Below are 22,722 nucleotides of genomic sequence, written 5' to 3'. Positions count from 1 at the left end.
CAATGATTAGCCTGCTAAAGAATTGTCCGCACCGGGCCCAGCCCCCCTGCTCCACTGTGCCAGACAAGGAAGATGTGCATGCGCAACCCCACCCCCACTTCGGTCTACCTGATTGCCGTCGGCGCCTTCGCGCTGGGCATGGCGTCCTACGCAACGGCCGGCCTGATGCCCATGCTCGAACAGGCCTTCAGCGTGCCGATGGCCATCGCCGCGCAACTGGTGACCGTGTTTGCCCTGGCCTACGGCATCGGCTCACCGCTGGTGGTCGCCCTCCTGCCTCGCAATCGCCAGCGCCTTGGCCTGTTGGGCGCACTGGGGCTGTTCGTGCTGGCCAATGTCGGCGGTGCGTTGACCGACGACTTTGCCCTGCTGATGCTGTGCCGGGCGCTGGCCGGACTCGGTGCCGGGGTGTATCTGGCGACCGGCATCACGGTCTGTGCAGCGCTGTCTGAGCCCGAACGGCGTGGCAGCGCCATCGCGATCATCATGACCGGCATGGCCAGCGGTACCGTGCTGGGGGTGCCCCTGAGTCTGCTGTTGGCCGAAGCTGCCGGCTGGCAGGCCGCGCTGTGGCTGGTGGCACTGCTGGGCGCAGGTGCATGGCTTGGTTTGCAGCGGCTATTACCGGCGGTACCGGCCGGACCGACCGTGGCCCTGCGCAGCAAGCTGGCCTTGCTCAGCGACCGCAAGGTGCTGGCCATCTTGCTGGTTTCCCTGCTGGCCGCAGTGTCCAGCCTGGGCATGTACACCTTCATCGCGCCGCTCATGAGCGACCCGACCTACGGCAGTGTCGGCAACGTGACACCCTATCTGTGGGTCTGGGGCCTGGGCGGGGTGGCCGGGAGTTTCCTGGTCGGTCCGCTGCTGGAGCGTATCCAGGGGCCGATCCTGACCCTGATCATCATGCTGGTCCTCGGCGGAGCGCTGTTGCTGTTGCCCGTGATGGCGGGCCTGTCTCCCTGGCTCGCGTTGTTGCCGATCGCCCTGTGGGGCTGCGTCGGTTGGGCCTTGCAGGTTCCGCAGAACAACGAACTGCTCGCCGCCCGGGAACGCCACGACGATGGCGACCTGGCGGTGGCCCTCAATGAATCGGCGCTGTACCTGGGCAGTGCCCTCGGTGCGGCGGCTGGCGGCCTGCTGTTGTTATGGGCCATGCCCGGCTGGGCACTGGCCTGGAGCGCTGCGGGCGTGGCGTTGCTGGGCGCCGTGCTGCAACTGTATAACGTGCGGCGGCTGGCACCGCTGTCGTCGCCCAATGCCCTGCGCAGCCGCTAGCCGGTTACGCTGAATATCCCTGCATCAACGTGGTATAGGCCCGCAAATGGTGGTCGTCGTCACCAAATTGCCGCGCGACCATCAGCAGGTGCTTGGCGTGATGAGACAACACGTACTCCCAGGTCAAGCCAATACCGCCATGCAGTTGGATGCCCTGGTCGGCAACAAAACGGCTGGCCCGGCTGACGATGAACTTGGCTGCAGCCAGGATCCGACTGCGCTCGTCACTGTCTTGCTGGTCGGCGACGCAGGCAGCCAGCAGTGTCATCGAGGTGGCCTGGTCGAGTTCGATGTACATCTCCACCATGCGATGTTGCAAGGCCTGGAACTTGCCGATTGGCTGACCGAATTGCTGGCGCGTCTTCAGGTAGTCGAGGGTCAACTGACAGGCCGCTTCCATGCTGCCCTGCGCCTCGGCACACTGCGCGGCGATGCTGCGCCCCTGCTGGTAACGCAGGGCAGGCAGGGCCTGGCCCTCCTCGCCCAGCAGTGAACCGTGGCTGACAAACGTATCCTCCAGGAACAGCTCACAGGCCCTGCGCCCATCAATGGTCGCGAAGTCGCGGCGCCGCACGCCAGGGTCTTGCGGGTCGACCAGGAACAGGCTGATGCCCTGCTCGTCACGCGCCTGGTGGCTGGTGCGCGCCGAGACCAGGATCAGCCCGGCGCTTTGCCCTCCCACCACCACCGACTTGCGTCCCTTGAGTTGCCAGCCACCCGGCACCGCCGTGGCGCTGGTCTGCACGTCATTGAGACAGTAATGGCTTTGCGGCTCTTCGAGCGCCACCGCCAGTTGCAGCGCGGCGCTCCCCAGTCGGGGCAGCACGCTGTGTTTTTGCTCCTCGCTGCCCAGTTGATTGACCAGGCCGCCGGCGAAAATCACCGAGTGCAAGTACGGTTCCAGGCACAGGCCCCGGCCCAGTTCGGTCATCACCAGCATGCTCTCCACGCCACTGCCGGCAAACCCGCCGTAGGCTTCGGCAAAGGGCACGGCGCACAGACCCAGTTCGCCCAATTGCTGCATCAAAGCCGTGCTGAAGCCTGCTTCGCTCTGGCGAAAACCCTCGCGCTGTTCGAAACCGTAGGCGTCGCGCACCAGGCGCGCCGCGGTGTCCTGCAACATCAGTTGCTCTTGTGTCAGTTTGAAATCCATGCCGGGCGCCCCTTAGAGTTCGAGAATCATTTTGGCGATGATGTTCTTCTGGATTTCGTTGGCACCGCCGTAGATCGAGGCCTTGCGTGCGTCCAGGTACTGGTAGGTGGCGGCGCTGCTGTACGCGCTGTGCAGCAGCGGCGCCTGGTCATAACCCAGTTCTTCTTCGATGAAGGGCATGGCGTAGGGGCCAACGGCCTTGCTCATCAGGTAGGTCAGGGCCTGGCGAATCTCGGTGCCACGGATTTTCAGGAACGAACTTTGCGCACCCGCGGCCGCGCCATCGCGAGCGGCGGCCAGGGTGCGCAGGCTGCTCATCTGCGCGGCCATCAGTTGCATTTCGACTTCGGCAATCTGCCCGCGGAACAATGGGTCTTCGAGCAGTGGCCGGCCGTCACGCAGCTCTTGACTGGCGATCTGCTTGAGCCGGTTCAACAGTGCCTTGTTGTGGGCAATCCCGCCGATGCTGGTGCGCTCATGGGTCAGTAGATACTTGGCACAGGTCCAGCCCTGGTTTTCCTCGCCCACCAGGTTGGCCACCGGGACCCGCACGTTGTCAAAAAACACCTCGTTGACTTCGTGCTCTCCGTCGAGGGTGATGATCGGCCGCACGGTGATCCCCGGGGTGCGCATGTCCAGCAACACAAAGGAAATGCCACGCTGCTGCTGGGCCTGCGGGTCGGTGCGGACCAGGCAGAACATCCAGTCGGCGAAGTGCGCCAGGGTGGTCCAGGTCTTCTGGCCATTGATCACGTAGTGATCGCCATCGCGTACGGCGCGGGTTTTCAGGGAGGCCAGGTCTGAGCCCGCCCCCGGCTCCGAGTAGCCTTGGCACCACCAGTCTTCACACGTAAGGATGCGTGGCAGGAAACGCGCCTGCTGCTGTGGCGTACCGAACTTGATCAGCACCGGGGCCACCATTTTCAGGCCGAACGACACCACCTTGGGTGCGCCGGCGGCGAAACACTCTTCCTCGAAGATGTGTTTTTTGACTGCGCTCCAGTCAGTCCCCCCGTGTTCCACTGGCCAGCCCGGTGCCAGCCAGCCCTGGCGGTTGAGGGTCCGCATCCATTGCACCTGGTGCTCTTTGCTCAAGCGCTTGCCCTGGGCAATCCGCTGGGCAAACTGCGCAGGCAACTGCTCACGCAGGAAGGCCCGAACCTCTTCGCGAAAGGCCTGTTCGTCTGCACTGAAATCAATATCCATCCATCCACTCCGTCAGCCGGTGGCGTGCCGACCCGCAGGTCGGCAGCGTGTTCGTGCGTGTTAGGTGCCGAGGCCTGTTACTCGTCGAAAATGACCACCGAACGCGCCAGTTCGCCACGGCGCAGCTCATCGAAGGCCTGGTTGATCTGCTCGAGCTTGATGCGCTGGGAGATCATTTCGTCGAGCTTGAGCTTGCCGGCCATGTAGAAGTCCACCAGGCGCGGCATGTCCACCGGGAACCGGTTGGAGCCCATCAACGAGCCCTGGATACGCCGCTCATGCAGCAGTTGCAGCGGGTCCAGTTCGATTTTCAGGCCAGGCTTGAGCATGCCGATCACGGTGGCGGTGCCGCCGCGTGCAAGCATGGCAAAGGCCTGTTCGGCGGTCTGCTTCAGGCCGATGCATTCAAATGAGTGATGCACCCCGCCGCGGGTCAACTCCAGCACTTGCTTGGCGGCATCACCGTCCTTGCCATTGACCAGGTCGGTGGCACCGAACTGGCGAGCCAGTTGCAGTTTCGAATCGAGCATGTCGATGGCAATGATCCGCCCTGCCCCGGCCAACGCCGCGCCATTGATGGCCGCCAGGCCAATGCCGCCACAACCGATCACGGCCACGGTTTCACCCGGGCGCACCTTGGCGGTGTTGAACACCGCACCGGTACCGGTGGTCACCGCACATCCCAGCAGTGCGGCACGGTCCAGGGGCATGTCCCGCCGGATCGCCACGCAGGCGTTCTCATGCACTAGCATCTGCTCGGCAAAGCCGGACAGGTTGACGAACTGGGGAATGGGTTTGTGCACATAGGTCAGGCGTGATTCCTCGTCGGCCCCGCGCTTGGTTTCCGGTGATACGCAGCGCGCCAGGTGGCCGGTCACGCAGTGCTCACAGTGACCGCAAAATACGGTCAGGCAGGTCACTACGTGATCGCCGGGCTTGACCGAGCGCACCTCGCTCCCCACCTGTTCGACCACCCCGGCGGCCTCGTGCCCCAGGACCAGCGGGCCCGGGTACGGGAACGAACCATCGATCACATGCAGGTCAGAGTGACACACCCCCACCGCCCGGGTACGAATCAGCACTTCACGTGGGCCGGGCTTGCTGATGCCCACTTCTTCGATGACCAGCGGGGCGCCTACCTGATGGAATACGGCAGCTTTCATTAGACTTTTCTCGTGAGTAAGGGATGGAAAGACTCAGGCCGGTTGCTGCGGTGTGCGCAACACGGCTTTGGCGTGGCTGAAAGTGCGGAAACCGTCGATACCGTGATAGGCCCCCATGCCACTCTGGCCAACGCCGCCAAACGGCAGGCTGTCGAGGCTGGCATGGCTCAGTACGCCATTGAGTGTCACGCCGCCAGAGCAGGTGCGGCTCAGGACCTGGGCCTCTTCCTCGGCGTCTTGACCGAAGTAATACAGCGCCAGCGGGCGCGGTCGGGCGTTGATGAAGGCGATCACCTCGCTGAGTTGGTCGTAGGCCTTGACCGGCAGCAGCGGGCCGAAGATTTCGTCCTGCATCACTTGCAACTCATCGCCAGGATCGCGCAGCAAGGTCGGCACGATTTTGTTGTGCGCGGCCTGGCTGAAATCCTCGGCGGCCGGGTTCAGTTCCACCAACTCGACTCCCGCCGCACGCGCTTCACTCAGATAGCCCTGCAGACGCGCGTAGTGCCGAGCGTTGATGATGGAGGTGTACTCGGGGTTGTCCTTGAGGGTCGGCAGGAAACCCGCGACCACGGCCTTGGCGACCGCGATGAAGGCATCCATCGATTCCCGCGGTACGAACACATAGTCCGGGGCGACGCAGAGTTGACCGGCGTTCAGCAACTTGCCAACCACCACCTTGGCGACTGCCGCCTTGAAGTCGGCCGTACGGCCGATGATCACCGGGGACTTGCCGCCCAGTTCCAGGGTTACCGGCACCAGGTGTTCGGCCGCCGCCCGCAGCACATGCTTGCCGATGCTGGTGGCGCCGGTGAACAGCAAGTGATCGAAGGGCTGGCCACAGAAGGCCTGGCCGGTTTCGGCATCGCCCAACACCACCGCCACCTCACGTTCGTCATACACCGAATGGATCAATCGGGCGATCAGGGCCGTGGTGTGCGGGGTGAATTCCGACGGCTTGATCATCACCCGGTTGCCGGCTGCCAGGGCCCCGGCCAAGCCGCTGAACACCATGTAGCCGGGCACATTCCAGGCCGTGACGATGCCGACCACACCCAACGGCTGATACTGCACAAACGCTTGACCCTGGGCGGCATGCCGCGCGTGGGGCTGCATCCACTCGCGCAAGTGCTGCTTGGTCTGCTTCAACATGGCCAGGGGCGACAGCACTTCACTGGCGCGCGAGAACGTCGGGCTGCGATGGCCGAAGTCCGCCGCCAGGGCCTCGACGATCTCCTGTTCGTGATTGACCAGCAGGCCGATGGCCCGGTCGATCAGCTCACAGCGCTCTTCGACGCTGTAGGGCTCGCGGTCCAGGAAGGCCGCTCGCTGCAGGTCCAGGATGGTGCGGATATCCTGGGTCGTGGCTCGTTCAATGGCGCTCATCAGTCGCTTTCCTCTTGTTGTCGAGACACAGGCTCCCGAGCGACCCCGTGTCGGCTTCCTTGCATGGTTGATCATCACCTGGCGCAGGCCGCCACCCGGATCAGGTGGTGGGCGGGAAAAAGGCCAGGGGCCTCAAGCCAGGATGCCCATGGCCTTGGCGCTATTGATCGCCTGCGTCCGACGGCAGGCGCCAAGCTTGACGTTGATGTTCTTGGCGTGGGTTTTAACGGTATTGACCGAGATGAACAGACGGCTGCCCACCTCGCGCACCGACATGCCTTCGGCCAGCAGCTTGAGCACCGAGACCTCGCGGGGTGTCAGGCCATCCTGGTAGTCCGGCACGCTGCTGCGCGACTCTGGCCGTTGCGCACTGGCCTCCCGTTCAAGTCGCTGGACCCGTTGCCGGTGCTCGGCGATGGGCCGCTGGTAGCACGCGCGGTCAATCCGCGCCCAATGCATGCGCCGCTCAGCTTCGTCCAGGTGCAGTTGGGCCTGGTCGAATGCCTGGCCGTGGGCCGCGATCTGCGCCAGCAACAGATAGGCGCTGAGCACGAATGGCGCACAGCAATCGCCGACCTGCACCAGGCCCTCGTGCACCCGTTGTTCGGCTTCGCCCAAGCGCCCCTGCTGCACTGACAGTTCGGCCTGCTGCAGCAACAGGCGACCGCGTAACGGACAGGCTACTGTCCGGGTGCCGGCCATGTGCTCAAGCTCGCTGTGCAACAACGACTGCGCCTGATGCGCGTGGCCCTGGAGCATCATCAAGCGCGCCCGATCGCTGTTGACCAGCACCTCGGCCTCTCGGCTGCCCTGGCGGCGGGCCAGCTCCAGCGATTGCTCCAGCAGCGCCTGCGCCTCCGTCAGTTCGCCACGATGCATCGCATCGCGCGCCAGCATGCAGTGACACAGCAGGATCGACAGCCAATCCTCACGGTTGAGGTGGCGGCACGCGGCCTGGCAATGCAAGCGTGCCTGTTCGCTGTCGCCGCGCAGGGCGTGCAAGGTGCCGAACAATGCTTGCCAGTTCGCCAGCAGACGTTGGTTGCGCCGGGGGTTGGGCAAGGGCAGGAATCGGCTCAACTGTTGCAGGCAAGCCTGGGCTTCATCCAGGCGTCCGCTGAACAGCAACGCCTTGGCACTCAGGTAGATCAGCCGCGGGCTGCTTTCCAGCAGGTGCGGTGCCATTCGCTCGCGCCAGGTCATGAGCCGGCCCAGGTGCTGTTCGCGCAAGATCCAGGTCAGCCACAAGCCCTCCATGTAGCTGGCGGCGACTTCCGGTTGCTCTGCGCGCAGCGCCTGCTCGATCGCATCATCCAGGTGTCCCAGGGCGCTGAGTGCCTGGCAGGCGCGCAAGCGCAGACGATTCAACGGGGCCGCCGGCAAGCGTTCCTGTAGCGCCTGGGCCACGGCCGGTATCAGGCAAGACCACTGCGGCTGGTGCTCCAGCGGGATTAACAATGCCTGGCAGTCGTTCAACTGGGTAAACACCCGCGCCCCTCCCTGGCCCTCCCAGAGTTGCTCGCAAAGCTCGGCGCTGGCCTTGGACAGGTGCGCCAGGCCAAACAACACCTGTTGCTGGTCCTCGGTAAGGCGTGCCAGCAACTCCCGCTCCAGGTACTGCACCAGCACCGCGTGGGGTTGCTCGGGGCGATAGGTTTGCGTGACGAACGCTGGCAACAGCAGCCGCAGACCGGCGCACCAGCCTGCCGTTGCCTGCCACAGTTGTTGGCGGATGATGGTGTCGCTATCAGGTGCCAGCAGGCTGACCAAGGCATCGGACTCCTCGCGGCGCAGCGCCAGTTGCCGGGCGTCGAGTTCCAGCAACTGGCCCATCAGCACCAAGCGCGCCAGGTTCCAGTCGGGACGCCGGCGACAGGTGACCAGCACCTGCAGGCGCGGGTTCGCCAGGGCCAAAAGGCGGTCGAACCACAGGTTCAGTTCCGCCGGCATGGACGCCGGCACGTCGTCGAACACCAGGTGCAGCGTACCCGCCCGCTCGATCCAGGCCAGCAGCGCCTCGGGGGATGATTGCAAGCTTAGTCCCAGGGCCTCGGCCAGCTTTGCGCTGCAGGTTTGCAGGGTCTGCGGCTGCCCGCCGAGGGTCAGCCACACCACGTTTGTGGCGGGTTCCAGGTAATGGCGCAGCAACTGCGTCTTGCCGAAGCCTGGGGGTGCGCACAGCAGTTGCAAGCGGCGCTGCTCGCGCCTGAGCAGGGTGCAAAGATGCGGCCGGGGCACAAACATGGCGGACCTCGCTGATGATTGATGCCATCCATCATTGGCCCCGATGTCCACCTGCGCCCCACCCGGATCAGGTGGTTGCCCCCCAATGCACGACGCCCTGCAAGGCAGGGCGTCGTGGGGCTGGTGGGTCGGGTCTAGCGAATGCCGGCGTTACGCAGTGCCGAAGGGGTGAAGTCGTTCATTTTTGCGGTGGCGCCGTAGGTCGTTGCGTGCTTGGACTCGTTGGTCATGGCCAGGACGTTGTAGCGCCCGGCGATCAGGTCATAGATGCCGATCATCGCGTAGTTGGCGGCACCGCGCTCGTAATCGTTGAAGGCCAGGCCTTCGGCGACGCGCCAGAGTTGCCCGCGACCGTCATAGTGATCGACTTCGGCCAACTGCCAGGTGTCTTCGTCAAAGTACATGTCACGCTTGGCATAGATATGCCGCTGCCCTGGTTTGAGTGTTGCCTCGACGTGCCAGACCCGGTGCAACTCGTAGCGGGTCAGGTCCTGGTTGATGTGCCCGGGCTTGATGATGTCGTCGTATTTGAGCTTGGGCGATTGCAGCCGGTAGTTGTTATAGGGGATGTAGAGTTCCTTCTTGCCTACCAGTTTCCAGTCGTAGCGATCCGGCGCCCCGTTCATCATGTCGGTGTTGTCGGTGGTGCGCATGCCGTCGCCGCCGCTGCCCGGACCGTCGTAGGCCACTTGCGGTGCGCGCCGCACGCGCCGTTGCCCGGAGTTGTAGACCCACGCCAGGCGCGGCTCCTTGACCTGGTCGATGGTCTCGTGAATCAGCGTCACGTTGCCGGCCAGGCGCGACGGCGCGGTAATTTCCTGCTTGTAGAAATACAGCACGTTATCCGCCTGCCCCGGCGGCACGCCTTCGACCTGCTGCGGATAGGCCACCTGGTCTTCGTATTCGACGATGGCGTAGGAACCATTGGTCTGCGGCGCCGCCTGGGCGGCCTGGCGCACCATGTTGCCACCGCGATAACGACTGGTGTGGTTCCAGTAGACCTCGACCCCGCTCTTGGGGATCGGAAACGGGTAGTAACGGGTCTCGGTGAAATTGGCCAGGCCGTTGCCATCGTTGGTCAGTTGGGTGGTGACCGCACTTTTTTTCGCCAGCTCATACACCGACTGAGGCGCCGCCCCGGTGCGCTGGGTCTTGTAGACGGGGATCTTGTAGCTGTCCGGGTAGCGCTTGAACATCGCGATCTGCCCTGGAGTCAACTTGTCCTTGTACTGGTCGACGTTGGCCGGGGTAATCACGAACAGCGGTTTGTCTGCGGCAAAGGGATCGCCGAGAAAGCCGTTGTCCAGGGGCGCCGCGCCGCTTTTCAGGCCGCCGCTCCAGGCCGGGATGGTGCTGTTGGCATTGCCTTCCTTCTGCGCGCCCAGCGGGGTCAGGCTGGTGCCCAGTTGCGCCGCTTCCTCTGGGGAAACCGCAGCCATGACGCTGCCGGCCAGCAATGACAGACTCAATGCGCCAGTGCGCAAAATGAAAAGTGCATTCATGTTCAGGTACCTCTGCCAGGAGAGCATCAGAAATTCACGCCGAAGCTGAGCGCGACATAGTCGCGGTCGACGTTGGTATTAAAATCGCCGCCAAAGTAGTTGGTGTAACTGAGGCTGGCGGTGTAGGCGTTCTGGTAGTCAGCGTCGAGGCCGAGGCTGACTGCCTTGGAGCCTTCGTCGAAGTTGGGGCCATAACCGGAAACGTCATGGGACCAGGCCACGTTCGGCGACAGGTTGATCCCGGCCAGGGCGTTGGGGTAATCCAGCTTGCCGCGCAGGCGATAGCCCCAGCTGTTGCTGGTGTAGAAGCCATCGTCGTTGCACTCCTGGGCCGGATTGCTGGCGGTCGGCGTACCGGCCGCCGAACCGCGGCAGGTGGCCAGGCCAGCGCTGCCCACAAGCTCGCCGGAACCGAACGCCGGGCTGCGCCCGAAACGCAGGTCCGTGCCGTCGGCCCGGCCCAGGCCGTTGATGTGGTTGTAGCCCACCTCCCCGACCACACTCAGGCGGCTGGCGCCCAGCACCTGGTCAAAGAACTGAGTCACGGTCATCTGGGCCTGGGTCACGGGCATGCGCTTGTAGCCATTGACCTCGGCGCCCAGGTTGCGCCCGGCGAAGCCGGTGGTGATCAGTGGCGAGGTCGCGCCGAAGGTCGCGGCGGACAGCAGGTCGGCGGTGTTCAACTGCAGCGGCATGTTCGGCCGGTAGCTGACTTCACCCGCGAGCGACACCCCCTCGACGTTGGTCTGGAAACTCAGGCCGTACAAACGGATGTCTTCCGGATAATCGATGAAGTAGCGGGTGCTGCGGGCAGAAGCCAGACCACCGGCCGGGCTGGTCATCTGGTTGATGCTCAAGTACGGGTTACGGCTGTGATAGTTCAGCGCGTAGGCGCCGAACTCGGTGTCGTTGGCCTCGGGCACGAACCAGCGCAGCGCCAGGCCATACTGACCACTGTCGCGGGCGTCGTGGTCGGGCAAGCGCCCGATGTAGGCATTGTCGGTCCCGGCCGCGATCGCCCCCAGGCCGCCGGTGTTCTGCGCAACGCCCGGCGGCAGGTCGAGACCTGCGACCACCAGGCGGTCATTGCAGCCTTGCGGGACGCCATCGCTGCCAAAGAACGTACCGCAGTTGTCGACCACCGACTTGTCCCACTCCAGCTGGTAGAAGGCCTCGGCAGTAATGTTGTCAGCCAGGCCTTGGGACACGTAGAGCAGATTGACCGGAATCAGCCCTTCCTTGACCTCGGCGCCGGGACGTCGCAAGGCCGCCACGTCCACCGGGTTGATGCTGTTGATCGAGTTGCCGATGAAGGTGCTCTCGCCCCAACTCACCACCTGCTTGCCGAGCCGCACGTTGCCGACCTGATCGCCGAGGTTGTAGTTGTGGTAGACGAAGCTGTCCAGAAACATCGCCCCGGAGGACTTGGCGGCACGATCGCGCCCGCTGTCGTCGATGTCGTAGAACGGCCGGTGCTCGTCCATCAGCTCGAAGTCATACCAGTACTTGCCACGCACGAAGGCGCCGCTGTCGCCGTACTTCAGTTCCAGGTCATGCACGCCCTTGAAGATCTTCGAGAAGGTCTCGCCCTTCTTGAAGTTCAGGCGGTTGTCATCGGTGGTGCGCGAGGCCGACTGACCGGACTTGCCCTGGGAGTTGAAGTTGGAAATGAACGCGGAGTCGGGATCAGCCACCGACCAACTGGCACCAATCGATAAGGACGAATCGAAACTGCCCTGGATCTCGCCGATATTAAAATCGACCGCCTGAGCCGAGGGGCTCGCGGTGGTGGCGACGGTCACAGCTACGGCCAGCAGACTTGGCTGGAAGACGCCGCGCATTGTTGTTCTTGTCATGCGGTTTCTCCGGTTAAGGATCACGTGTTGGAGCGTCCATGCTAGTGAGGTGGCGGTGAGGCCCTGACACCCGAATGGGTGATTTGATGCGACTTTGTCGAACAATCCCGGCGTGCTTTGTCAGGGCACACCGGGCGGCGTTACCTTGGGTGACAGTCGAAGCCGGTCTGGCTCACTGGGCACCTGCGCGGACCCTGCCGTACAGCGTCACCACGCAAGCCCCGCCCAGACCCAGGTTATGCGCCATGGCCAGGCGCGCACCTTCGACCTGGCGCTGCTCGGCATTGCCGCGCAATTGCTGGGTCAGCTCGTAGCACTGCGCCAGGCCAGTGGCGCCCAACGGGTGCCCCTTGGACAGCAGGCCGCCGGACGGATTGATAACGATTTGCCCGCCGTAGGTGTTGTCGCCGTCCATGACAAATTGTTCGGCGCCGCCTTCAGGGCAGAACCCCAGGGATTCGTAGCAGATCACTTCGTTCTGGGCGAAGCAGTCGTGCAGCTCGCAGACATCGATGTCCCGCGGGCCGACGCCGGCTTTTTCGTAGACCTGGTTCACGGCAGCGTGGGTCATGTGGGTACCCACCCAGTCCAGCAACGACGGTTGTTCGAAGTTGAATGACTCCGGCGTATCGGTGGTCATCGCCTGGGCAACGATTTCGACGTCGCGGCGCAGGCCGTGCTGGCGGGCAAAACGTTCCGACACCAGGATTGCCGCCGCTCCCCCACAGGTCGGCGGGCAGGCCATCAGGCGGGTCATCACCCCCGGCCACAGCACAGGGTCGGCCATCACGTCTTCGGTGCTCAGCACTTTGCGAAACAACGCCAGGGGATTATTGGCGGCATGCCGGCTGGCCTTGGCGCGCACCGCAGCGAAGGTCTCCATGCGGGTGCCGTACTTGTGCATATACTCGCGTCCGGCGCCGCCGAAGGTACGCAGCGCCTGGGCCATGTCGCTGCCGACGTCGGCGGTCAGGCCCCGCAGGATCGGCAGGAAACGTTCGCGGGTTGGCGGGCGGTCATCCCAGTGGGATTTCAAGGCCCCGGCCTGCATCTGTTCGAAGCCGACCGCCAGCACGCAATCGGCCGAACCCGACTCGATCGCCTTGCGCGCCAGGTACAGCGCGGTGGAGCCGGTGGAGCAATTGTTGTTGACGTTGACCACCGGGATCCCGGTCATGCCCACTTCATAGAGCACGGTCTGGCCGCAGGTGGAGTCGCCATAGACGTAGCCGGCGTACGCTTCCTGCACCAGGTGGTAACCGATTCCGGCATCGGCCAGGGCACGACGCACGGCTTCGGCGCCCATCTGCACATAGGTCGGGCTGGCACTGGGCTTGCTGAACGGGATCATGCCAACGCCTGCCACCAATACTTTTTCGCTCATGCTGTCACCTGCAACTTGAAGGGGAAGGATCAAAGCTGGCGTGCGATCAACTCACGCAGCACTTCACTGGTACCGCCGAAGATGCGGGTCACGCGCATGTCGACGAAGGCCCGGGCAATCGGGTACTCGAGCATGTAGCCGTAGCCACCGTGCAGCTGGACCATGTCGTCGATGCACCGGCACAGGGTCTCGGTGGCGTACAGCTTGGCGATGGCCGATTCCTGCACGGTGAGGCGCCGGCGCATGTGTTCGCCGATGTAGTGATCGATCATCAGGCGCACGGCCGTGGCCTGGGCCTTGATGTCGGCGAGTTTGAATTTGGTGTTCTGGAAGTCCCAGACCGTTTGGTTGAAGGCTTTGCGGTCCTTGACGTACTCAAGGGTCTGCTCAAGCATGCGCTCGAGTTTGGCCGCGCTGTACAGGGCGATAACCAGGCGTTCCTGCGGCAGCTCTTCCATCAAGTGCATGAAGCCCTTGTTCTCTTCGCCCAGCAGGTTGCCTACCGGCACTCGCACATCGTCGAAGAACAGCTCGGCGGTGTCGGCAGCGGCCTGGCCGACCTTGTCCAGCTTGCGCCCGCGACGAAAGCCTGCACGGTCGCACTCGACCATAATCAGGCTGCAGCCCTTGGCGCCAGCGCTCGGGTCGGTCTTGCACACCACCACGACCATGTCGCAGGTCAGGCCGTTGCTGATGAACGTCTTGCTGCCATTGATCACCCACTCGTCGCCATCGCGCACGGCGGTGGTGCGAATAGCCTTGAGATCGGAACCAGTGCCCGGCTCGGTCATCGCCACGGCCAGCACGGTTTCGCCGGTGCAGATTTTCGGCAACCATTGTTGCTTCTGCGCCTCGGTGCCCAGGCGCACGATGTAGGGGGCGACGATGTCCGAATGCACGCCCAGGCTCCAACCGGAGACGCCCGAGCGGTACAGCTCCTCAATCAGCACCGCCGAATGACCGAAGTCACCGCCCCCCCCGCCGTACTCGGTCGGTACCGTCAGGCACAGCAGGTTATGGCGGCCGGCCTTGAGCCAGGTTTCCCGGTCCACGTGCCCGGCCTTGTCCCACTGCGCCTGAAGTGGAAGGCATTCGCGCTCAAAAAAACGCCGCGCCGATTCGCGCAGCATCTCGTGGTCTTCTCGGTAGACAGTACGGTTGATATGCATCGGATTCTCCAGTGAGTGGCCAAGCAGGCGTGTGCTTGGTTCATGGAGCCAATGTAGTGAGCCGGCTGACGCAAGGGGCCACCCGGATCGGGTAGCAGCCGCCGGACCTGCCCGGCTGCGAGCCTGGCCCCGATGCTACTGGAAGGCCGCGCGCAGTTCGCGCTTGAGCACTTTACCGGCGGCCGACAGCGGCAGCGTTTCGCGGAACTCGATGCTTTTTGGGCACTTGTAGCCCGCGATGAATGCGCGGCAATGACGACGCAATTGGTCTTCGTCGACCTGGGCGCCGGACTGGCGCACGACCACGGCATGCACCGCCTCGCCCCACTGTGCATGGGGGATGCCGATCACCGCGCACTGGGCCACCGCCGGATGGCGCGCCAGCACGTTCTCGACCTCGGCCGAGTAGATGTTTTCACCGCCACTGACAATCATGTCCTTGAGCCGGTCGACGATGAACAGGTAGCCCTGCTCGTCCATATAGGCGCCGTCTGCGGTGTACAGCCAACCGTTACGCAGGGCCTGGGCGGTTTCCTCGGGTTTGTTCCAGTACCCCTGCATCACGTTCGGCCCGCGCACGATGATTTCGCCCACGGTACCGCGGGGCACCTCCTGGCCCTGGGGGTCGACGATTTTCACCTGCAACCCCAGCCCGCCACGCCCCACCGAACGCGATAGCCCGCTTGCACGCGCCGATGCACTGTGATTGCACGGCAGGTTGCTGGAGACCACCGGACAGGCTTCGGTCAGCCCATAGGAGTGGGACAATTCAAGCGCTGGAAAGCGTGCCAGCAGGCGCTCGACCATCTCCCCGGCACTGGGGGAAGCGCCGTAGGTCAAGCGTTGCAGGCTGCTGAGGTCATACCGCGGCAACGCGCGATGGTCCAGCAGCGCCAGGATCATGGTCGGCACTAGCAGGGTCTCGCTGATCCGCTCGCGTTCGATCACCTGCAGCACCGCCAGGGGTTCGAAGCTCGACACCAGCACATGGCACTCGCCGGCCAGGAACTGGATCAGCGCCCGGGCCATGCCGGCGACGTGGAACAGCGGCGCCACCTGCAACAGCCGGCCGCCGGGTATCGGCGGCATATCGACCATGCGCGGCATGCACGCCGACCACAGATTCAGGTGCGACTGCATGACCCCCTTGGGAAAGCCGGTGGTGCCACCGGTGTACATGATGCACGCCAGGTCTTCGCCACCCCGGCCGGCGTCGGCCATTGGCCTGGCCTGGGCAATCAACTCGTCGAAGCCGAGCATGCCGGCGGGTGTTGGTCATTCCCCGGCGTAGATCAAGCACGGCGCATTGCGCGCACCCGCGCGGATGGCGTCGGCCAGGGCGAGGAAATGCTCGTCGATGATCAGGATCGCCGTGTCGCAATCGTCCAGCGCGTAGACGATTTCTGCCACGCTCCAGCGGGTGTTGACCGGGTTGAGCACCCCGCCACCCCACCACACCCCCATGATGTATTCCAGGTAGCGGTCGGAGTTGAGCGCCAGCATCCCGACCCGGTCCCCCGGGGCCATGCCCAGCTCGCACAAGGCGCTCGCCAGGCGCGCGACGCGGTCGGCGAACTGGCGATAGGTCTGGCGGCGCGCGCCGAAAATCGTCGCCATCTGCTCTGGCGTCTGCTGCAGCGTGCGCTGCAGGCATAAAGTCATGTACATGGGTTTCACCCTTGTGTCAGGAGGGCGCAGGCTACGCCCAGCGGATCATTCGGCGTTCGGCAACGGATGTTTCCAGCGCGTGAACACGCCGTTGCTGCGCAGCACCAGGCGCTCGCCGTCCAGCAGTCGGCAACTGGCATTGATCAAGCTGCTGCCGGCCTTGTGGATTTCGACGTGGGCTTCGAGCCAGTCGCCTTCGCGCACTGCGCCCAGGTAGTCGAGGTTCAAATTGACGGTGATGGCCGCCCGCTCCATCACCAGCAGGCGGCGGAGCATCATCCCAAAGGCGCTGTCGGCAACCGTGGCAAGGAAACCACCATGGGCAATGCCCACGTAATTAAGGTGCCGGCCCAGGACACGCACCGCCAAGACCGGCCGTTCATGGTGAATGTAAAACTCGGCACAACCACTGAGGAACTTCGAAGCGCCCTGCACCGGTGAAAATCCTTCGGGGACCGAGCTCACACCACGGCTGGGCGTCTCCATCAACTGACGCTCCGGTCTTTGCCCTGCCAGAACGGCTCGCGCAGGTCACGCTTGAGAATCTTGCCCGCGCCGGACAGCGGCAGGGCTTCGCGGAACTCCACCGACTTGGGAGTCTTGTAGCCCGCGATCAACCGCCGACAGTGCTCCATGATCTCCGCATCGGCCGCCTGGTTGCCCGGCTTCAGCACGACGACCGCGTGCACCGCCTCACCCCACTGCTGGCACGGGATACCGATCACCGCACACACCGCCACAGCCGGATGACTGGCGATCGCACTTTCTACCTCAGCGGAGTAGATGTTCTCGCCGCCGCTGACAATCATGTCCTTGAAGCGGTCGACAATGTACAGGTAGCCGTCCTCGTCCATGTAGGCACCGTCCCCGGTATGCATCCAGCCTCCGCGCAACGCCTGGGCGGTTTCCTCGGGTTTGTTCCAGTACCCGAGCATGATGTTCGGGCCACGGACAATCACTTCGCCCACGGTGCCGCACGCAACTTCGTTGTCGTGTTCGTCGACAATGCGCACTGTCACTCCCAGTCCCGGACGCCCGGCCGAACGCAAGCGGCCATTGGCGATCCCTTCGGCGCTGTGATTCTGCGGACCATTGGCGCTGATCGGCGGCGCCGCTTCGGTCATGCCATAGCCCTGGGTGAATTCGACATTGGGCAGGGCCTTGAGCGCCAGCTCCAGCAACGGCACGGCAATCGGCGAGGCGCCGTAGGTCAGGCTGCGCAGGCTACTGAGGTCATGGCGAGCAAAGTCCGGGTGCATGATCAGCGCCTGGAGCATGGTCGGCACAATCAGGATATCGCTGATGCGCTCGCGCTCGATGGTGCGCATCACGTCCGAGGCATCAAAAGCCGGGACAAACACACTCGGCAGCCCGATCAGCGAGATCAGGATCACCCGGGACAACGCCGCCAGGTGGAACATGGGCGCGATGTGCAGGGTCATGGCATCCGCCGGCACCGGCACATCCGCTGCACGCGCCACGGCCGCCGACCACAGGTTCATGTGTGACTGCATGACGCCCTTGGGCTGGCCGGTGGTGCCCCCGGTGTAGAGGATACTGGCCAAGTCCTCGCCACCGCGAAAGGCATCATCCACCGGCGCGTTGTCGCGAATCAGCTGCTCGAACGAGAGCATGCCTGCCGGTGCCGGGCCATCGCCGAGGTGAATCAGCAATGGTGTGACTCGGGCCGAGGCCGAGATCGCCGGCGCCAGGGGCAGGAAGGTGTCGTCGATGAACAGAATGCGGGTGTCGCAGTCATCCAGCGAATAGACAATCTCCGCGACGCTCCAGCGAATGTTCACCGGGTTGACCACGCCACCGCCCCACCAGGTGGCGAGGAAGTATTCGAGGAAGCGGTCGCTGTTCAGGCCCAGCAGGCCAACACGATCACCGGCTTGCATGCCGAGCTTTTGCAGGGCACCGGCCAGGCGCGCGACACGATCGGTCATTTGCGCGTAGCTCTGGCGTCGGTCACGAAATACCGTGGCCAGGGCATGGGGCTGTTGCTGCGCCATGCGGTGCAGTCCTTGAGTCAGGTACATATGAGTCTCCTGTAATTGTTGTTGTCAGGTCGGGACACATGCAGCGCGGTCTGGGGATTTCAGGTCCCGGTGTACTTGGGTGCACGCGTCTGGGCGAATGCCAGGCGGCCTTCGGCGAAGTCCTGGCTGTCACGCAGCAGGCCCCAGTGCAGGTTGGCTTGGCTGACAAAGTCCCGCGCGGGCAGATGGGCGGTCTGCACCGCCAGTTGTTTGATCGATTGCACCGCCAGCGGACCGTTGCCGGCGATCCGCTCCGCCAGTTGCAGTGCCACGGCCTGCAGTTGCCCGGCGGGCACCAGGTCACTGACCAGGCCAATGCGCAAGGCTTCCTGGGCATTGATCGGCTCGCCAGTCAGGGCCATTTTCATCGCGTGCGCCGAACCTACCGCACGCAGCAGGTACTGCACGCCACCCGCCGAGGGGATGGCGGCCATGCGCACTTCCGGCAGGCCGAATGAGGCGCCGTCAGTGGCGATTCGCAGATCACACTGCAACGCCAGTTCAAGGCCGCCACCCAGGCACAGGCCCTGGATCCCGGCGATCAGCGGTTTCCAGAGGTCCAGGTCACTAAGGTCCAGCAAGCGGGTGTAACCGCCCTCCTCGGCTTCGGTCTCGCGACTTTTCAGGGCCCCGGCGACAAACCCCGGCACCGGGCGCAGGGACTCCTTGAAGTGGGCTCCACAACAAAAGGCGCGCTCACCGGCCCCGAGCAGGACGATGACCCGCACCTGCTCATCGTCCTGGCAGGCACGCAGGGTCTTGCGCAGGTGCATCAGGTCGCCAATGGTCAGGGCGTTGTTGCAATGGGGCGCGTCGAGCGTGACCAGTGCCACGTGTTCGATGATCTTGAATTGAATGGCCATGGGCTAACTCCAGCGCTGCGATGGTCTCTCGATGGGCATGCGGGTGGGCGACCGGCGTTGGCGGCTGGCGGCACTTGTTTTTTTGTTCGATGCGGCGACGCCGGTGCTCTGTGCCAGGCGTCGCTTGCCTATGCCAGCCAGTAGAACAAGCCCCTTTGTCGCGGCCACCACCCACATCGGGTGGGATTGCCCGCCCCATTGGCTCGGGGTGCAGCCCTGGCCAAACAGAGCGCCATGCGCGGCAAACTCTGCGTTACACTCGGTCCGATTCGAGCACGCCCATAACAAAAATGAATCGGATAGCCTCATGGACAAACACCCCAAGTCCACTGCTTCGGACAGCCCCACGACGGCAAGCCAGTCGCCGATTGTCAGTACCAAGCTGATTCCTCCTCGCGGTGCCGCACGCCTGGTCCCCCGTGAGCGCCTGCAGGATCAAATGCTCAAGGCCCGTCGCCAGCGCTGCATCGTGCTCAAGGGACCGGCGGGCTGCGGCAAGACCTCGACTTTGATCGCCTGGCGCCAGGCCCTGTTGCCCCTGGGCTTTGACGTCGCCTGGTTGACCCTGTCTGCCGATGATAATGAGCTGACCCGTTTTCTCGACTATCTGCTGGCCAGCCTGGGCCAGATCGACCCCGCCCTGGTGCACGAAGCGACCCAGCTCGAAGGGCGGGGCATCGACAGCGAGGCCGTCGAGCGCACGGTGATCACCCTGGTGCGCAGCATTGCCCGGCGCACCAAAGAGCTGGTGCTGGTGCTCGATGACCTGCATCACCTGACGGACGTGGGCATTCACCAAGCCCTGCAATGGCTGATCGATTACGCGCCGGCCAACCTGCACCTGGCGCTGGTGTCGCGCAGTGCGGTGCCGTTGTCCCTGGCGCGGTTGCGCAGCCAGGAACTGGTTCTGGAGTTGAGCCTGCGCGACTTGCGCTTCACCCCGGCCGAATCCGCGCAGTTCCTCAAGGCACAGTTGGGTGAGATCAATGCCCGTGACGCGCGCTTGATCCATGAACAGGCCGATGGCTGGGTCGCGGGATTGCAGTTGCTCGCAGTCAGTCGCAAGAACAATCGACCCCAAGCGGCCGCGACCAGCACCGCGGTACAGACGCTGGTGCGCGACGACCAGGCCTTCGCCCGTTTTTTCGAGATCGAGGTGTTGTCCCACCTGTCGCCCACCGACCTCGACCTGCTGTTGCTCATGGCGGTCTGCAACCGTTTCTGCGCCTCATTGTGCGCGGCCTTGAGCGGTTACCCCCAGGCCGTCGGCGAAGCCAGCGCGCTGTTGGCACGCCTGGAGCGCGACAACCTGTTCCTGATTCCCGTGGACAGCGCCCAGCGTGAAACCTGGTACCGGCTACACCCGCTGCTGCGCGAAACCCTGCTCAAGTACTTCGACTCGCGCAGCCGGGCCGAGCAACAGGCCGTGCATGCGCGGGCATGGGCCTGGTTCCGTGACCAGCAACACCTGGATGAAGCCGTGCACCATGCGGTGATGAGCGGTGATCCCGACGCTGCCGCCGACCTGGTCGAGCAACACGCCGAAGCGCTGTACGCCCATGGCGACCTGCGCATGCTGATCGAGTTGGTACGGCTGTTGCCGGTCGAGCAGGTGCAGGCACGGGTCAAGCTGCGCATCCTCAAGGCCCGCATGCAGCTCTATGCCCGGGACTTCATTGCCTGCGCCAACAGCCTTGATCAACTGCTTCACGACGTCCCCGAACACCAGGTGCATGATCGTTTCATGGTCGCCCTGCTGCGGGCCTCCCTGGCCCTGCAACGGGATGACACCGATGCGGCGATGACGGTCCTGCCGCAATTGCTCGCCCCTCCAGCAGGCAGCAACAGTGTCGCGATCGGCTCCTGCACCAATATCCTGTCCTGGCTTTACATGCACCGCGGTGAATACGAAAAGGCGCGTCAGGTGCAATTCGACCGGCCAGCGTTGCTGATTAACGGCGAGCCCTTCCTCGGGACCTCGGCCGGTAGCCTCCAGGGCCGCTGCATGACCGGGTTGAGCCATGCCCTGGAAGGCCAGATGAAGCAGTCGGAGCGCGTCTATCGGGACGTGATCCACGAAGCGGCCCACTGCGGCAAGGCCGGGACGGATGCGACCTACCTGGCCACCGCACTGCTGGGCGAGGTGTTGTACGAAACCAACGATGTCGACGTGGCCTTCAAGTTACTCTCCGGATGGGTCGACATTCTTGAGCGGATTTCGATACCCGACTCGGTGCTGCGGGTGCTCCAGGTGCTGTGGAAAGTGCAGTGGCTCGCCGGTAACCATCAGGAGGCCTTCGCCTTCGTCGATCGGCTCGACGAATACGCGAGCAAACTCGGGCTGGACCGCTTGCAGGCCTACTGCCTGACCTGGCGGGTGCACTGGCACCTGTTGCTCGACGAACCCGCCGCCGCCCAGGCCAAACTGGCCAGGCTGGAAGCCATCGACGCCCGCCACCCCGACGCCGGACACAGTGCACTCAAGGAAATTCACATCCTGACCGAGAACGCACGGGCCCGCTGGCAGATTCACCAGGGCGACCTCGACGGCGCCTTGCAGCGCATTGAACAATTGATCGACACCTGCGAACGGCATCGTCGGCAACTCGGTGCGGTGCGCCTGCTGGTGTTGAGTGCCGTGATCGAGGCGCGGCGCGGCAACCCGGCTGCCGCGCGCGACAAAGTGCTGCTGGCGCTGCGCCGCGGACAACGCTTCGGGCTGCTGCGCAGCCTGCTCGATGCCCACCCGGACGCCCTTGACCTGATCCTGGAAATCACTCGCCAGGAAACCCTCGACCCAGTCCTGGCGTTTTACGTCGAGCGCTTGCAGGCCGCCCACGTGGCCGTCCCCGCCGCCGTCTCCGGCAAGCCTGCCCAGGCCACGCAGAGCAAACCCCAGGCCAACAGCATCGAACCGCTGAGCGAGCGGGAGATCGAGGTGGTGCGCCTGCTGGCTCAAGCACTGCCCAACAAAAAAATCGCCCGCGCCTTGGGGTTATCGCCGGAAACCGTGAAATGGCATTTGAGCCATATCTACAGCAAGCTTGGCGTCAACAGCCGCGACGAAGCGGTAGCCCGCGTGCGCGACCTGGAGTCCCAGGACTGATAGGCGTACGCATCGCGAGCATCGCCGGCAGGCCGCAAGCGGGCGCCGGTCCCCACAGGGGTTGGCACAGCCAACATTTATGGACCCTGACACACCGCCATCCCGGCATAGGTATCTACACAACTTTGTGGCGGGCTGTGGGCCGGCCGGGGTGTTGGATTTGGCCGAGTACATATCCATTTTTGCGGTAACGGCCTCCTATGGTTCCGCTTTTACAGCGGCTCACTTTTGGAGGAGCCCAAAAGTAAGCAAAAGGCTCTTGCCCCACCACTCGGCACCTCGCTTAGGCTCGGTGTTCCCTCACTCCGGCTTGAAGCCGTGGGCCGCCGCCACGCGCCATCCATGGCGCGGGGCGGCTAACCCGGCGTCCTGCCGGGTTACCCACGGCTTCAAGCCTGCGTTCGGCCAGCGTGGTTAACGGGGCGCCCAGGATCAAAAGCCAGAGCCAGAGCCAGAGCCAGAGCCAGAGCCAGAGCCAGAGCCAGAGCCAGAGCCAGAGCCAGAGCCAGAGCCAGATCAAAAGATTGCTGACTTCGTCAGCGTCTTAGGAAGTAGAAGCTACACCGCGCATGCCCCAACGATCAGGTCGGCTCTAAGGCCGCCTCGCTTTGTTTTTGATCCTGGGCGCCCCGTTAACCACGCTGGCCGTACTTCGATATTGATTTGGGGGGTAAACCGGCAGGACGCCGGTTTAGCCGCACTGGG

Annotated in this window: 15 protein-coding genes and 1 pseudogene; 2 read left to right on the top strand and 14 right to left on the bottom strand. The window is 64.1% G+C overall.

Annotated elements, in window-relative coordinates; all coding sequences use genetic code 11:
• The first annotated feature begins 78 nt into the window (after positions 1-78).
• Positions 79-1,275 (top strand): MFS transporter, encoded by a 1,197-nt coding sequence (locus CKW24_RS27005; protein WP_095171867.1) that lies wholly within the window; start codon positions 79-81, stop codon positions 1,273-1,275.
• A gap of 4 nt (positions 1,276-1,279) precedes the next feature.
• Here the strand turns inward: CKW24_RS27005 and CKW24_RS27000 are convergent, their stop codons facing one another.
• From CKW24_RS27000 to CKW24_RS26940, 14 genes and pseudogenes are all read right to left on the bottom strand, one after another.
• Positions 1,280-2,428 (bottom strand): acyl-CoA dehydrogenase family protein, encoded by a 1,149-nt coding sequence (locus CKW24_RS27000; protein ID WP_095171865.1) that lies wholly within the window; start codon positions 2,426-2,428, stop codon positions 1,280-1,282.
• A 12-nt stretch (positions 2,429-2,440) separates the two neighbouring features.
• Positions 2,441-3,634: an acyl-CoA dehydrogenase family protein gene (locus CKW24_RS26995; protein ID WP_095171863.1), complete on the bottom strand. Its 1,194-nt coding sequence runs from the start codon at positions 3,632-3,634 to the stop codon at positions 2,441-2,443.
• 77 nt (positions 3,635-3,711) lie between these two features.
• Positions 3,712-4,797, bottom strand: coding sequence for a Zn-dependent alcohol dehydrogenase (locus tag CKW24_RS26990; RefSeq protein ID WP_095171862.1), 1,086 nt, complete (start codon positions 4,795-4,797; stop codon positions 3,712-3,714).
• A gap of 33 nt (positions 4,798-4,830) precedes the next feature.
• A complete protein-coding gene (locus tag CKW24_RS26985; protein ID WP_095171860.1) occupies positions 4,831-6,183 on the bottom strand; it encodes a coniferyl aldehyde dehydrogenase in 1,353 nt (450 codons plus the stop codon).
• A 132-nt stretch (positions 6,184-6,315) separates the two neighbouring features.
• Positions 6,316-8,427: a LuxR C-terminal-related transcriptional regulator gene (locus tag CKW24_RS28595; protein WP_095171858.1), complete on the bottom strand. Its 2,112-nt coding sequence runs from the start codon at positions 8,425-8,427 to the stop codon at positions 6,316-6,318.
• Positions 8,428-8,561: 134 nt separating this feature from the next.
• A complete protein-coding gene (locus CKW24_RS26975) occupies positions 8,562-9,929 on the bottom strand; it encodes a DUF1329 domain-containing protein (protein ID WP_095171878.1) in 1,368 nt (455 codons plus the stop codon).
• A gap of 26 nt (positions 9,930-9,955) precedes the next feature.
• A complete protein-coding gene (locus CKW24_RS26970) occupies positions 9,956-11,785 on the bottom strand; it encodes a DUF1302 domain-containing protein (protein WP_095171856.1) in 1,830 nt (609 codons plus the stop codon).
• 172 nt (positions 11,786-11,957) lie between these two features.
• Complete coding sequence (locus CKW24_RS26965) at positions 11,958-13,169, bottom strand: lipid-transfer protein (protein WP_095171854.1); 1,212 nt, start codon at positions 13,167-13,169, stop codon at positions 11,958-11,960.
• Between the two features lie 29 nt (positions 13,170-13,198).
• A complete protein-coding gene (locus CKW24_RS26960) occupies positions 13,199-14,338 on the bottom strand; it encodes an acyl-CoA dehydrogenase family protein (protein WP_095171852.1) in 1,140 nt (379 codons plus the stop codon).
• A gap of 135 nt (positions 14,339-14,473) precedes the next feature.
• On the bottom strand, positions 14,474-14,773 hold the full coding sequence (locus CKW24_RS28760) for a hypothetical protein (protein WP_371917612.1): 300 nt from the start codon (positions 14,771-14,773) through the stop codon (positions 14,474-14,476).
• 123 nt (positions 14,774-14,896) lie between these two features.
• Positions 14,897-16,000 (bottom strand): annotated as a pseudogene (locus CKW24_RS26955) (AMP-binding protein); the annotation flags it as partial.
• A 51-nt stretch (positions 16,001-16,051) separates the two neighbouring features.
• Positions 16,052-16,492 carry a PaaI family thioesterase gene (locus tag CKW24_RS26950; protein WP_095171850.1) on the bottom strand — a complete coding sequence of 147 codons (441 nt, stop codon included), beginning with the start codon at positions 16,490-16,492 and terminating at the stop codon, positions 16,052-16,054.
• Positions 16,492-18,048: a long-chain fatty acid--CoA ligase gene (locus CKW24_RS26945; RefSeq protein WP_095171849.1), complete on the bottom strand. Its 1,557-nt coding sequence runs from the start codon at positions 18,046-18,048 to the stop codon at positions 16,492-16,494. The genes CKW24_RS26950 and CKW24_RS26945 overlap by 1 nt, the downstream gene beginning before the upstream one ends.
• Before the next feature lie 59 nt (positions 18,049-18,107).
• Positions 18,108-18,911, bottom strand: coding sequence for an enoyl-CoA hydratase/isomerase family protein (locus CKW24_RS26940; protein WP_095171847.1), 804 nt, complete (start codon positions 18,909-18,911; stop codon positions 18,108-18,110).
• Positions 18,912-19,218: 307 nt separating this feature from the next.
• On the opposite strand from CKW24_RS26940, the gene CKW24_RS26935 reads away from it, so the two are divergent.
• Entirely contained in the window at positions 19,219-22,017 is a 2,799-nt protein-coding gene (locus CKW24_RS26935; RefSeq protein ID WP_095171845.1) for a LuxR C-terminal-related transcriptional regulator, read from the top strand.
• Positions 22,018-22,722: the final 705 nt, after the last annotated feature.

This window comes from Pseudomonas sp. Irchel 3H3 (genome assembly GCF_900187635.1).
In the GTDB taxonomy this organism is placed as follows: Bacteria; Pseudomonadota; Gammaproteobacteria; order Pseudomonadales; family Pseudomonadaceae; genus Aquipseudomonas.
This window is presented reverse-complemented; position numbering and strand designations above follow the sequence as displayed.